The sequence below is a fragment of the Lactiplantibacillus sp. C232 genome, from assembly GCF_023806725.1.
Classification (GTDB): Bacteria; Bacillota; Bacilli; order Lactobacillales; family Lactobacillaceae; genus Lactiplantibacillus; species Lactiplantibacillus plantarum.
The window spans coordinates 43,388-56,873 of record NZ_JAMSKZ010000007.1; the positions used below are offsets into that span (position 1 = coordinate 43,388).

Annotated in this window: 10 protein-coding genes; 2 read left to right on the forward strand and 8 right to left on the reverse strand. The window is 46.1% G+C overall.

Annotation, left to right across the window (positions count from 1 at the left end; all coding sequences use genetic code 11):
• Positions 1-2: 2 nt before the first annotated feature.
• A complete protein-coding gene (locus MZO41_RS08195) occupies positions 3-944 on the reverse strand; it encodes a daunorubicin resistance protein DrrA family ABC transporter ATP-binding protein (protein ID WP_003646029.1) in 942 nt (313 codons plus the stop codon).
• Positions 945-1,118: 174 nt separating this feature from the next.
• On the opposite strand from MZO41_RS08195, the gene MZO41_RS08200 reads away from it, so the two are divergent.
• Positions 1,119-1,625, forward strand: a complete 507-nt coding sequence (locus MZO41_RS08200; protein WP_003644447.1) for a MarR family winged helix-turn-helix transcriptional regulator — start codon at positions 1,119-1,121, stop codon at positions 1,623-1,625.
• A 154-nt stretch (positions 1,626-1,779) separates the two neighbouring features.
• On the opposite strand, the gene ppsA is transcribed toward MZO41_RS08200, so the two are convergent.
• From ppsA to MZO41_RS08215, 3 genes are all read right to left on the reverse strand, one after another.
• Positions 1,780-4,176 carry a phosphoenolpyruvate synthase gene (ppsA, locus tag MZO41_RS08205; RefSeq protein ID WP_013355572.1) on the reverse strand — a complete coding sequence of 799 codons (2,397 nt, stop codon included), beginning with the start codon at positions 4,174-4,176 and terminating at the stop codon, positions 1,780-1,782.
• 429 nt (positions 4,177-4,605) lie between these two features.
• Entirely contained in the window at positions 4,606-4,974 is a 369-nt protein-coding gene (locus tag MZO41_RS08210; RefSeq protein WP_022637983.1) for a rhodanese-like domain-containing protein, read from the reverse strand.
• Positions 4,967-5,500: a MarR family winged helix-turn-helix transcriptional regulator gene (locus MZO41_RS08215; protein ID WP_003640618.1), complete on the reverse strand. Its 534-nt coding sequence runs from the start codon at positions 5,498-5,500 to the stop codon at positions 4,967-4,969. The genes MZO41_RS08210 and MZO41_RS08215 overlap by 8 nt, the downstream gene beginning before the upstream one ends.
• Before the next feature lie 342 nt (positions 5,501-5,842).
• Here MZO41_RS08215 and MZO41_RS08220 point away from each other — a divergent pair, with 342 nt between their 5' ends.
• Positions 5,843-6,988 (forward strand): hypothetical protein, encoded by a 1,146-nt coding sequence (locus MZO41_RS08220; RefSeq protein ID WP_013355574.1) that lies wholly within the window; start codon positions 5,843-5,845, stop codon positions 6,986-6,988.
• A 333-nt stretch (positions 6,989-7,321) separates the two neighbouring features.
• Here MZO41_RS08220 and MZO41_RS08225 read toward each other — a convergent pair whose 3' ends face one another.
• The 4 genes from MZO41_RS08225 to eno form a co-directional block, all read right to left on the reverse strand.
• Positions 7,322-8,422, reverse strand: coding sequence for an acyltransferase family protein (locus MZO41_RS08225; protein ID WP_033099039.1), 1,101 nt, complete (start codon positions 8,420-8,422; stop codon positions 7,322-7,324).
• Between the two features lie 335 nt (positions 8,423-8,757).
• Positions 8,758-9,732 (reverse strand): zinc-binding alcohol dehydrogenase family protein, encoded by a 975-nt coding sequence (locus tag MZO41_RS08230; protein ID WP_013355576.1) that lies wholly within the window; start codon positions 9,730-9,732, stop codon positions 8,758-8,760.
• A gap of 110 nt (positions 9,733-9,842) precedes the next feature.
• The gene (locus MZO41_RS08235) at positions 9,843-12,119 is read right to left on the reverse strand and encodes an HAD-IC family P-type ATPase (RefSeq protein WP_022637982.1); all 2,277 of its coding nucleotides are present in this window, start codon (positions 12,117-12,119) and stop codon (positions 9,843-9,845) included.
• 67 nt (positions 12,120-12,186) lie between these two features.
• A complete protein-coding gene (eno, locus tag MZO41_RS08240) occupies positions 12,187-13,476 on the reverse strand; it encodes a phosphopyruvate hydratase (RefSeq protein ID WP_013355578.1) in 1,290 nt (429 codons plus the stop codon).
• Positions 13,477-13,486: the final 10 nt, after the last annotated feature.

Here is a 13,486-nt window from a genome sequence, read left to right on the forward strand (position 1 = left end):
CTCTAATTTGTGCCCACGGTCAGTTTAAAAAACACATCATCGAGCGACGGCGCGTGCATCGCAAAGTTACTGACCGTGATTTGAGCAGCTTGTAACCGCATCAGAATTTCAGTGACCGGCGTCAAGCTAGCGGTATCCAACGGCACTGTTAGGGTCCGTTCCGCAACACGGACATCTTGACCGAGCATGGCTTGTAAGATATCCTTAGCCGGTGTGACGGCCGTCGTCGCACTGACTTCCAATTCAAGCTCTTGACCCCCTACTGTTTGTTTCAAAGCGGTGGGCGTCCCACTGGCGACTAACTGGCCATGATCTATGAGCGCAATGTGGTCGGCTAACTGGTCGGCTTCTTCTAAGTACTGAGTCGTTAGCACCACAGTCGAACCATCGGCCACTAGTTGACGAATCGCTTGCCACATCTGCGCTCTTGTCCGCGGATCCAAGCCCGTGGTCGGTTCATCGAGAAAAAGAATGGCCGGTTTACCAATCAAGCTAACCGCCAAATCTAATCGTCGCCGCATCCCGCCAGAAAATGTGGCCAAAACGTGATCCGCAGAATGCTTCAAATCAAAATCCGTCAGTAATTCCATCGCTCGATGCTTCGCCGCCGCACGGCTTAAACCATTCAAGCGCCCAAAAATCTGCAAGTTTTCCCGCGCACTCAGGTCCTGATCGATACTAGCGGTTTGACCGGTCAAACCAAACTGCTGGCGAACACGTCGGGCTTGCGACAATGAATCAAAGCCATTGACTAAGATTTTCCCAGCATCTTGTCGCAATAGGGTCGTCATCATCCTGATGACCGTCGTTTTACCCGCACCATTAGGACCCAATAAGCCAAAAATTTCACCCCGTTGGACTTGCAGTGACAAGTCTTGAACGGCGACTTTCGTTCCAAATCGCTTCTGAACATGTGTCATTTGAATCATCATTTCTTCATCCAAGTTAAAACCTCCCATAAATTAATCAGGTGCCCTGACTAAATATATGTTAAGGCCCCCTGACTAAATTGTCAACGACTAATTATTGACCATCAATCTAAAAATCAACTAACCTTAACGTACCGCATACCAAAGAATGTTGTATACTTAAGAAAAGAACGAATGGAATGATCAATCGTGACAACGAATATTAAGGCGGAACTAGTCGCCGGAAAATTGGCCGAGTACGAACAATTAAGCAAAATTTATGATGACATTGTCAAGCAGGCCCGTCCAAGAATAACTGTTGAAGGTCAGGGCAAGATTCTACTAGCACTAGCCGATGAGGACCACCTCTCACAAAAACAGTTGGCAAGTCGCCTTGGCATGTCGCCGCAATCAACGAGCGAGTTCGTCTATAAACTTGTCAATCGTCAGCTGGTCACTTTATCCAAGTCCACCAAAGATCGCCGCGTCAACCTTGTGAACTTAACGGCTGCTGGTCGCAAAGAGATTGCATCCGCAGCCCAGGAGGTCCCCCCATTTGTCAACACGCTTTCTGACGACGAGCTCGATCAACTGGCACCCTTGTTAACCAAAATTACCACCGCGATGTATGCGGATATTGACGCTGCCAACCCGACTTTGGGCGTTAAGTTTCACAAATTATTTGCTAGTCGGTACTTGAAACAGTTTAAAAAGTAAATCATATGCCACCTGCCCGTCATTTTTAGATGACCTCTTGCTCCGAATTAACCCTGAATCAGTATTTGGATCTAAACAAACTTAAAGGCGGACTAATTCAGTTACGAATTGGTTCGCCTTTAGTGATTATTTAACTTTTAACAGGAATCATAGTTTACCATTTATAATCAATTGGGTCCTGTAAGCCCCGGCCAGTCGCTTTGTCCAACATAATGCGTTGTTCAAAGTGCGCCACATTTCGTTTAGTCTCCTTGACCATATCCGGATTGACTGAAACATAGTCGATGCCGCTTTGAATCAGGAAGTTAGTAAACTCTGGGTACTCTGATGGTGCTTGACCACAAATCGAAACCGTCTTGCCATCTTTATGGGCTGTCTTAATCAGGTGCCGAATCGCTCGTTTAACGGCCAAGTTCCGCTCATCAAAGAGGTGAGCCACCGTATCATTATTACGATCACAACCCAGAATCAACATTGCAAGGTCATTCGAACCGATCGAATAGCCATCAACGAATTGATTGAATTGGTCGGCCAAAATAATGTTGGTTGGGATTTCAGCCATCATATAGACTTTGAAGTCAGCACTCCGAGCTAGGCCTTCATCGCGCATAATGGTCGTTACTTTTTGTGCTTCGTCAACGGTTCGTACGAATGGAATCATGACATTTAAATTCTTCAACCCAAATTCGTTCCGAACTTTCTTGACCGCAGCCAGTTCCAACTTGAATGCCTCGATATACTTGGAATCATAGTACCGAGATGCACCCCGCCAACCCAGTAAATCAGCTGGTTCATGCGGCTCGTATTTGTCGCCACCCTTTAGATTACGATATTCGCTCGACTTAAAGTCTGAGAAGCGTAGGACGACTGGCCGTGGTGCCATTGCCCGAACAACCTTCGCGATACCATCCGCCAGCATATTGACCACCTTTTCAGGGTGACCCTGCTCGATCAAGTATAGTGGATGTTCATGAATAAAGGTTGTCCATAGGAACTCTTCGCGCATTAAGCCGATTCCATCAGCTGGTAAACTTGAATATTTGTCAGCCAAATCAGGATCACCCAAATTCATCATCACGCCCGTAGCAGTTGGAGCAAAGCTCTCGGCCGCAACCACCTGACCAGCAACCGCCGTAGCACCACTCTTTGGCTTCAACATGCTAGCGACTTTACCTTGATAAACAACCCCGTTCTTAGCATCGACCGTTACGACATCGCCGGTCTTCAAGACGTCGGTTGCCGCGACTTCCTTACTTTTAGTGCCGACAATACATGGAATCTGCATCTCACGAGAAACGATCGCAGCGTGACAAGTCATGCCACCGTTATTAGTCACGATCGCTGCAGCTTTCTTCATTGCCGGTACCCAATCTGGTGATGTCATTAACGTCACTAACACTTCGCCTTGCTTGAACTGATCAATGTCTTTCGGATTATCAATGACATGCACGACCCCACTGGCTAAGCCCGGACTAGCTGGTAACCCCCGGACGATAACTTTGGCATCCGCCTCATCCACAACATCTTCATCGTCAGCTGCATCTTTGTGCTTATTACGCTGTGACCAAACTGTTTCTGGCCGCGCTTGAACGATCCATAGCCGGTTGGTATTCGTGTCCAAAGCGTATTCCATGTCCATATAACAACCGTAATGCCGTTCGATTTCTTTAGCGTAGCCGGCCAATTCAATGACTTGCGCATCTGTTAATACTGGCTGACCCTGTAATTCATCGGGGACGGACTCTTCCTTAGTCCCGCCACCCGGTAACCGCATTAATTGGACAGGTTGTTTGATAATATTCTTTTCAACGATTTTCATTGATTGTTTATCGATAACAAAGTGATCCGGCGTAACTTTGCCCAAGACAATATATTCACCCAAACCATAAATGGCATCGATCACGATCTTGGAAGCATCCCCATCCGCTACATTGACGGAGAACATGATCCCGGAAGCCCTAGAAAAGACCATCATTTGAATCGCCGCTGAGAGGGCCACTTTTTCGTGTGGAAAATGCTGTTTGTGCCGATAATATGTCGCGCGATCCGTGAACAGTGACGAGTAACATTGTTGAACCCGATTAACGACATCGGCAGCACCTTTAATATTTAAGTAAGATTCTTGTTGGCCGGCAAATGAAGCGTTTGGTAAGTCTTCCGCAGTCGCTGAAGAGCGAATCGCCACGAACGGATCAGTTTGCCCCATTTTCTTAGCGAGATCCGCATAGGCTTGTTCAATATCAGCCGCCAGATCTGCGGGCATTGTCGCGTTCACGATCAAGTTACGAATTTGTTCGCACGCAGTATGCAATTCATCAGAATTTTCATAATCCTGAATGCTGGCTAACAAATCATTGACCTTATCATTCAATCCCGTCTGGGTCATGAAGTACTGATACGCCCGGGCGGTGGTCGCAAAGCCATATGGGACTGGAACATCCATCGATGACGTCATTTCACCCAGTGAAGACGACTTACCGCCCACTAGGTTCACATCTTCGCGGTGTAATTCATCAAACCATAAAACGTTTGCCGTATCACGACTACTCATAAGATTACCTCCCTATGTTCCTGCACTTGAATATAATCATTATCAAACTTAAGTTCTGTAAGCGTTTACATTAACCATTTATATTGTAGTTCATTTTTACACAAAGTAAAACCCATTTTCATTATTTTATCGGCAAAATATAGTTGGTGATGTTGACTGGTTACGCCCGTTAAAGTTCAACACAGGCTTGAAAGAAAAGGCATTTAATGGGGACATGTTTTCAAATCAACTCGGATTATAATGATAAACTGTAAGGCCAACTAATTAACGAACTTATTTCACAATATACGAAATCAACTCATTGTGGACGACGCAACCCAGTGTTTATCACAAAAACGCAAAGTAGCCAGCGGTGATTACTTTCATCACCGCTGGCTACTTTAAGCGTCTAGCACTACAACTATGACTTAAGTCTAAATCGATATTTCACTAATCCGCAAGCACTTCAACTGGCAGTTGCATCCCTTTCCAGCCTTCCAGCGCTCCTGCTAATTCATACGCGTCAAAGCCTGCGGATAGTAGCACGAGTAACGCCGTCTTGCCTAGGGTTGTTCCCCCCGTCCAATCGTACACGACATAGGTCTTCGCCGGATCCAGTTCACCGATTCTGGTTGCCAGATCCTTGGCAGGCATCGCGATTGCACCCTTGATTTGATCTTTCTTCACTTGGGCCGGTGCATTCCGAACATCTAAGACGACGTACTTGCCCGTCGCATTTTGCATATCGGCTAAAACGGTGTGATGATCGATGTATAAGCTTAAATATGTTGTTAACAATTCAATTTTCTTGTCATTCATGATTAATTGCCTCACTTTTTAATTGTTGGGTGCCTTGCTTGATTTTATCCAATAAGCCTTTAAACTGCTGCTGCTCTTGAACCGTAAACGACGCAAAAATTGTTGTAACCGCCTTAAAATTGGCCGGTAAAAATTGCGTCAAAACACTACTACCGGCGGCGGTCAAATGAATGGCAACCGTCCGCTTATCATCTTGTGGATGCTGCTTTTCCACCCAGCCTCGCTTTTGCAAGCCGACCAGTAACTTGCTCACAGTCGCCCGAGCAGATCCTAGCTTTGTGGCTAACTCCGACGGCAATAGCGTGTGATCAGTTTCATTTTCCAGCAACATTAAAATAATAAACTTGGATTCTGAAAGTTGATATTGATCGAGTAATTGTTCATAGGTGGCTTGCATGGTTCGAAATGTCCACTGAAAATCCAGAAAAGCCAACACCTGCTCAGCATCCGCCGAGCTACTCGCTTTGCCCAGCGTCAATTGCACACGCTGTTTATCTGGTCGATCACGAAACGAAAAGTCAGGCATTGAAATCCTTCTTTCTAAAATTGATTAGCCGGCTAACTACTTTTAGAAGTATACACGCTTTTTCATCATCGTCAACCCTTAAATCGGACTAGCTGTTATTCGAAACACTCACCATCCAAATAACCCTAGCCATCAAGCACCACGACAATTTTCGTTTAAACTGATGCAGATTGAAATCAATAGATTAGCGTGCGCGACTCAACAGAAAATAAGCAGTCAGTTGTGAAACCTCCCAACACTCATGAACCCTGCGCACACCAGGTCCAGTACAATTGACACTCACCATAATCGCATATGCTATACTGATGATCACGATACTTATTGATTTGGAGGAGTACCCTAATGCACAAATTAGCTATTTTGGTGATGACAATTGGCCTTGCACTTGCTGGTTGTACGACCCAAACATTCGCTCCAGTGAAGCATCATCGGTCCGTCAAAGCGACGACCCAAAAAGTGATTCAAGCACCAACCAAAACATGGACTTTTGATCAAGCCGTTAGTTCCAGCCAAACAAAACACGGCGTCGCCAGCAATTTAGACATTTCCGTGGTTGACAAAACTACTGCCCAATCAAGCTGGACCACTAGTAACGGCCAATTTTTGTCCGCCGGCGTCAAACATCGTCAAGTTTCGTACGCCAAATGGCACCATGATCAGCAACGCCATATCATGAAAAGTTACCGACACCGGCTGCATCACATGTCAGTTAGTCAGATCAACGCGGTTTTGAAAAAGCTCGGTGCCTCAATCCAGATTAACAAACTGACTGACTTAATTTACTTGGAATCCGGCAATCACACCGATCCGTTACCAGTCAACACCGCCTTTGCTGCTAAGGGGCACCACCTTTACGCTGTCAACATTCAATATTCAGATACTGAGCAGGCAACGACCATTGAACGGGGCCGCGCTTTCACTGATACTAGTGCCAAGGCGGCGCCTAAACACGTCAACGTAGCGAATTTGAATGGTACCTGGATCGCTGCCGAAACTACGACTAGCGCTAGCGATACAGGCAAGTTGCTGATCAAAGATGGCTACCTATATCAGCATCGTTATGATAGTTATGAACGATCTGCTATCCAGGACCTCAGTCACTATTCATTAGGCTCACTGAATCAAAACGTGACCTATGCGGCCTTCAAAACCGATGCAGCCCACGCTGGCTATCAATTAACACATACCGCCGTTGCCAGTGGTGATAGTACCGGTATGTTATATCTCATCATCAACGCTAATAAAATCATCCGTATCAATCAGCAGATTGTTACGACCTATACGAAAACCAGTGCCGTTGTCGCTGCTAACGACCTACCGAAAACAGACGTTGATTTATTTAAGCAAATGGATCAAAAAAAAGCTGGTGAAGTCGCCACGACGATTACGGTAAAGGCCGGTCCCGCGCAAGTTGGCATGACCAATAGTATTAACTATCTAACCGACCCCAATGCTGGTCAAATTACAGAGACAATCGTGGTCAACTAACAACCAAACAACCAGGCGCTTCATTTGAAAAATTATCAGGTAGTCACTTATCAAAAACGCTACTTCATAAAGCGCGCAGCAAAAGCCCTGTTGACCTAATTCCCACATCAAAATAAGCACGTTGTAAAACCACACTCTGGTGATTTTTACAACGTGCTTATTTTGTCATCGAACATCTGCACAGCATCAATAATTTTATGATTAACACAGTAACGCAATTTCACGACACCTCAAGCCGATTCAGAAAGTGGTCTGGTCAACTTACATCCCAGTATGACACGACAATTGTCCCGCTTTAATCATGAAGAATACGACTAATTACGAGGTTAGCCCCTAATCATGCTCGTATTCACGTTTTAGTCGCATCCATCCTGCATGCAGACCAAAAGCCGTTGTAAAGGACAATAACCAGGTCAAACCATAACACAGCGCAATGCTCAGCCAGGGAGCCTTGACCATCAAAGTACGACCAAAACCGCGCCACAACAATTCAGACCAGAAAACATTCGCTAAGTATGCCTTATAGGCCATACCAGCAAAGAAATGTACAAATTTGCTAAAAGGCCGTTGACGACGAACTTGAATCTCACACAATGCCGCCAACAGGCCGATGACTGCTAGCGCATACCCCGTCATTGATGGTTTGTAATACGGGGCGTTGCGCAAATTAACCGGGAAGCCGTAACTGAACAGTTCCCAATTAGTCCAGATCAGGCCAACTAACCATAGACCAAGTAATCCCGGCCACCACTTGTTAAGCATGCGCTGAAAGGTATCTCGAAACACCCAAGCTAACATGCCATAGAACCCGAAAATCTGGAAACTGATAAAAAGCCGGTCCAGTAAATACCAACCACGGCTGTGAGGACCATGGAAAACTTGTTGGTTATAAAACCACAACCAAAGAACGGCGACCAGTGTTGTACCGCCAAATACGATCCAGCCGCGTCGAGGTCGAGACTGACACCAACGGCCAAGCGCCCAGAATAACGGCATTAATATGATAAATTGTAGCATCATGGTGTTATACCACAGATGAGGCGCTGCATTACCATTAACGAACTGCCAGAAAAATCCCCGCCAGTCATGATACTGGCTACCTTGCTGCAATTGTGGCATCAAGATTAAGTAGATCGTGGTCCACCAAATCGTTGGAATAAACAGCGCATGCCATTGCTGGCGCAGATAGTCGGTATAGGTCAACGCGGTCTGATTAAGCGTCAGACGCGTCGTCGTATAGAGAATGCCAAAAATAAAGGCCGGTGCCGTATACTTGACCAGATTATAAACAACACCAATCCCAGTTTGCATGGCAATCGACGGCCCACTTGCCAATGCGTCTGTGAGAATCGGTTGGGCCATCACCGCAGTACAGGCCCCTAGTTTGAGGTAATCGCCAACGTCAGTGACCTCCATCGACGGACTAGAAATCATCGTCACTGCTAACACCTCTTCGAATTTTTACCAGATCAACCGATGGTCAACCTTAAACCCAGTCTAATAGATTCCCATGGGATTACAAGTACACTTCGCGAACATTACCAGCTAATGATTGTATTTTTTGATACGATTCCAACTGCTTTACCCTTCAAGCAAACCATACACTTAAGCGACCATTTAGGCAAAAAATCGCGTCAGACCAGTCAGCATTAGCCGATTTACGGTCAGACACGATCGTGATTTCTTTATTATAGATTCCTTTACAGATTTCAATCCGGTGGTCTAAGTCCAACTTGCAAGTACTAGGCTTAGAGTAGCCAACCACCAGATTACTCAGCGTTTTGGTCCAACAACACAATGGCCTTTCCAAAACTGTCTGCCGCTTGCAAATAAGCATGGGCCGCCGGTACCTGATTAAAGTTAAAAATCCGAGCAGGGGCGACCGACACATGATATGCTGCGATGAAGTCAAATAAATCTTGCAACAATGTCTGAGAAACATCGCCAGAGGAAAAGCCCGTTAAATAACACCCATTCGGAATATCACTAATCGGGTCAAAATCAGGAACGGTCCACAGCCCACCTAATTCGCCCGTCATATTTACAATGCCGCCTTCGTTGAGATGCGACAACGAATCTTTGACACTGAGTGGACCAATCAAGTCGATAATTTTATCAAAATGAGCCGTTGCGGCTGGTAAACGAGCGCTATCCGGAGCGACAATGACCTCATCAAAGCCAGCATCAATCAATTGTTGGCGCTTAACTAGCCGCCGAGTAGTCCCGGCCACATGGATCTTCGGATTATAAGCCTTGATCAGATTTAAATCAGCAATCCCAACCCCACTAGTAGCTGCTCGAATTAGCACCCGGTCCGTCGCTTTAAGCTGCAAAGACTTAAAAATGCCATAGGCCGTGTAGTAGGTCTCAGGGGTTGCCACCAATGAGGCAATCGATAGATTCGTTTTGATCGGATAAACCTGCTCGTTCGGTAATAATACGTATTCGGCATAACTACCATCATATGCCCGACCCATCTCACCCATGATTGAAACCACACGTTGCCCAGACGTGAATGTTGCTGGCGCACTGGTCTCATCGACCACACCAACTACTTCGATTCCGAGCACTCGTGGGAACTGCACGCTCGGTGACTTGCCTTCCCGCGTAAAGATTTCTGAGTGATTGATACCAAAACCTAAAACTTTTACCCGGGTCCACCCCGGTTTGACGTTCGGTTTAGGAAGTGTCGTTAATTGTAACGCTTCTGGTCCACCTGGTTGGTTCACGACGTATGCTTGCAACTTTGCTACCTCCGTTCGTTTTTAATGCCAATTTAACGATAGCTGAGATTCACGCTTTTCGCAATTAATTAATCCCCTGCGGAATATCACCGTTAATATCAGCATTGTAATCATTTAGTCAATCGTCGCCAGAGGTCGCCGGCCACCGTCAAACCGATACCAGTCATTAACACTAATACGATCACTATTAAAGTTAGCCAGCCACTAATAGCCGGCACTCCCCAATCACTGCTAGCTAATCCGATGGTCAACAAACAGTTCAAGCCGATGGTCACCCCAACTGCGCGACTAGGCCGTCCCCGCCAAAATGGACCACTAGTACGAGTCATCAAGATTGTTAACATTGCACTAAATATGAGATAGACGTAAAGACTAGTGCTCAACTGACCAGCAGACAACCCCAAACCATGCAGCCAGACTATCAAACCAACACCCACAGCTGTCCAACCAGTCGCTAGGAACCCCGCAATTTTGCTTAAGCGGGGCATATCCCACTGTTCGGGACGATGGCGAATGGTTGTGCGATCAGTGCCAAGGACCAATGTTACTAAATCATTCAGAATAGCCACTAATACCATCGCATTCAGCGACAATGGCACGTAATCTAGCCATAAATAGCCGATTGTTAAAAGCACGGTCAGTTCGACCGTCCGAGTGAGTTTGGTAATTGTCCAAGTCAGCATCCGCTGGTAGACGCGATGACCACTGTCTAAAATCGTCAGAATATTTGCCAAACCACCCGTTAACAGGACGAACTTAGCACTTCGTTTGGCTAAATCAGTGGCATTGTCAACGGCAATCCCAACCTCCGACTGCTTTAATGCTGGCGCATCATTAACACCATCGCCCGTCATCCCCACCACGTAACCCGCGCGCTGCATAGCTTTGACAATTGCCAATTTGTTCTCTGGAACAACTTCGGCAATCCCGGCAACTTGCGCTAACGGTCGCGAGTGCGTTTTAAAGGTCTGGTAGGAAACTACTTGGCCCTTTAATCCAACCGCATCAGCCACAGCCTGCGCTGTTTTTAAATTATCGCCTGTCAGCATAATCGTTTTAACGCCCCGGTGTTGAATCCTTTTTAAGGCCGCCGCACTATCTGGGCGCGGTTGATCTTGCAAAATCAACACACCTTGTAAAACATTATTAATCATGACCGCCACTGAACGGCCCCGGGTCAAATCCAGTTGGTCGATTGCTAAAGCCGGTTGCTGTGCGGTTAACTCGTACAAACGACTAAGTGCACCAATACGTACCCGCACAACTGTTGGCGCTTCACCAACTAGCGCTTCGGCATAACCAACACTTGCATCAAATGGCTTAAATTCCTGCTGTGGCAGCCGTTTCAACTGATAGCGATGAGCAAAGTTCACAATTGCTTGATCCACCACGCTAGGATGTCGCGAATCGGTCGCGCTAGCTGCTAACCGCAACAATTGCTGATCTGATCTGGCCGACAAATTTTTAAACTGCACGACTTGCGGCTGATTTGTCGTTATCGTTCCCGTTTTGTCAACAAGTAATAAATTCAAATTGGCAGCTTCCTGAATACCCGTTAATTCACTGACCAGAATCCGCTGCCGGCTAAGTTCACGGGCTTCTACCGAATTTGCAACTGCAAAACTTGACGGCATGGCAATCGGAATCGTCGCAATGAACAGCATCGCTAGAAACGGTAACATCTGAATCATATCTGCATGGCGAATTAACGCTATCCCAACAATGATGAGTGCTAGAGCACTATCTAACAATGCCAAATAACCAATAATTTTACCCAATAATCGTTGTAAATGACCAGGCGCATTGTTTTGATTAATCAAACTGACTGTTTTTCCAGCCCGACTATGACTTCCAGTCGCCAGTACGCGTGCTAAAGTTTCCCCGGCTACCACCATTGTGCCTGCAAAGGCCGTTTCACCCGACGTATGGATAACTGCAACGGATTCACCGGTTATTGAGCTTTCATCCGTATGAATTGGATTCGTCAACACACGAATATCAGCCGGGATTACACTCCCTACCTGTAAACTAATCAGATCACCCACAACTAAAGCCTTCGCATCAATCAACTGCCAATGACCAGCACGGCGTACCGAACTGGTTGGCGTCAATTGATGCGCTAGCTCCTGTAAAACCAAGGCCGCACGTCGCGATTGAATTGCACCATTGACGGCTGCAAAGACCAGCATTAACGCAATAAAGCCAGCCTGAATTTCTTTACCCAAAACAACTTCAATAACTAAGGCTCCCTCCAAAATCCATGCCGATGGTTCCCATAGACGACTGACTACGGCCTTAAAAAAGTTAAACGTTGGTTCTGAGACATCATTAAATCCATCTGCCGCTAGTTTAGCGGCTGCTTGTTGCTCCGTTAAATCTTCAATCATGTCTGCACCTCGAATTTGACAAGCACCACTGGCAACCTAACTGTCGAATCAGGTTTATCACGAATAATTAGTCAAACATCACGTTATTTGGGAAGTGGGCCAACCGAGCACCGTCAGTACCTAATTCTTCCTCAATTCGCAATAATTGGTTATATTTTTCAACGCGTTCAGAGCGGGCTGGCGCACCAGCTTTTAGTTGAGCCGCATTGGTGGCCACTGTGAAATCAGCGACGAAAGTATCACCAGTTTCGCCAGATCGGTGTGACATCATCGTGGCATAACCATTTTTGCGAGCTAGCCGAATCGCGGCCAAAGTTTCGGTAACGGTCCCGATTTGATTTAATTTAATTAAAATATTGTTAGCCATCCCCCGCTGAATTGCTTGCCGAATTAATTGCGGATTAGTGCAGACCGGATCATCAGCCACAATTTGAAGCTGGTCACCATGAGCAGCTGTAAAGCTTGCAAAGTTATCCCAGTCCTCTTCCCCGTATGGGTCCTCAATTGAAACGATTTCTGGAAACTTCGCTAATAACTGCAGATAATAATCACCAAGGGCTGCCGGCGTGTACGTTTTGCCCTCAAAGTCATAATTGTGGGTCGTTCGATTATAAAAATACGAGGCCGCCGCGTCAAAAGCAATCGCAATTTCTTTACCAGGTGTATAACCAGCTTTAATAATCGCATCATGTAACATTTGCAAGGCTTCTTCTGAGTTTTTAAGATCAGGCGCAAAGCCACCTTCATCACCTAAACCAGTCGTGTACCCGGCATCTTCGATAACTTTTTTCAAAGTATGATAAGTATTCACGATCTTTTCAAAACCATCCCGAAAACTGGTTCGTTCGACCGGTGTAATCATGAATTCTTGAATATCAATGCCATTATCCGCATGCTCCCCACCATTGATCACGTTATGAAATGTTTGGGGTAGCTCTAAATCAGTGCCACCTAAGTAACGATAAAGCGGCTGCTGTAATGCGTTTGCCGCCGCTCGTGCCGTTGCCATTGAAACACCCAAAATAGCATTCGCACCCAGACGCGCTTTGTTAGGCGTACCATCTAGGTCAATCATGATTTGATCAATATGGGCTTGGTTAAACGGGTCAGCACCATGTAAAGCATGATTAATGACCGTATTAACATTATTAACAGCCTTAAGAACACCTTTGCCGGCTAAACGATCACCACCATCGCGTAATTCAACTGCCTCTTTTTCTCCAGTCGAAGCTCCCGATGGTACTTCCGCGCGTCCTAGCGTCCCATCTGACAAAATAACGTCAGCCTCAACTGTTGGATTACCCCGTGAATCAAAAATTTCGCGAGCCTTTACCGTTTCAATAACTTGTTTTTCCATATCAATCTCT

Excerpts from the sequence above, each read along its gene's own strand:
- ppsA (WP_013355572.1), bottom strand. The coding sequence starts at position 4,176 with ATGAGTAGTCGTGATACGGCAAACGTTTTATGGTTTGATGAATTACAC.
- MZO41_RS08210 (WP_022637983.1), bottom strand. The coding sequence starts at position 4,974 with ATGAATGACAAGAAAATTGAATTGTTAACAACATATTTAAGCTTATAC.
- MZO41_RS08215 (WP_003640618.1), bottom strand. The coding sequence starts at position 5,500 with ATGCCTGACTTTTCGTTTCGTGATCGACCAGATAAACAGCGTGTGCAA.
- MZO41_RS08220 (WP_013355574.1), top strand. The coding sequence starts at position 5,843 with ATGCACAAATTAGCTATTTTGGTGATGACAATTGGCCTTGCACTTGCT.
- MZO41_RS08225 (WP_033099039.1), bottom strand. The coding sequence starts at position 8,422 with ATGATTTCTAGTCCGTCGATGGAGGTCACTGACGTTGGCGATTACCTC.
- MZO41_RS08235 (WP_022637982.1), bottom strand. The coding sequence starts at position 12,119 with ATGATTGAAGATTTAACGGAGCAACAAGCAGCCGCTAAACTAGCGGCA.
- eno (WP_013355578.1), bottom strand. The coding sequence starts at position 13,476 with ATGGAAAAACAAGTTATTGAAACGGTAAAGGCTCGCGAAATTTTTGAT.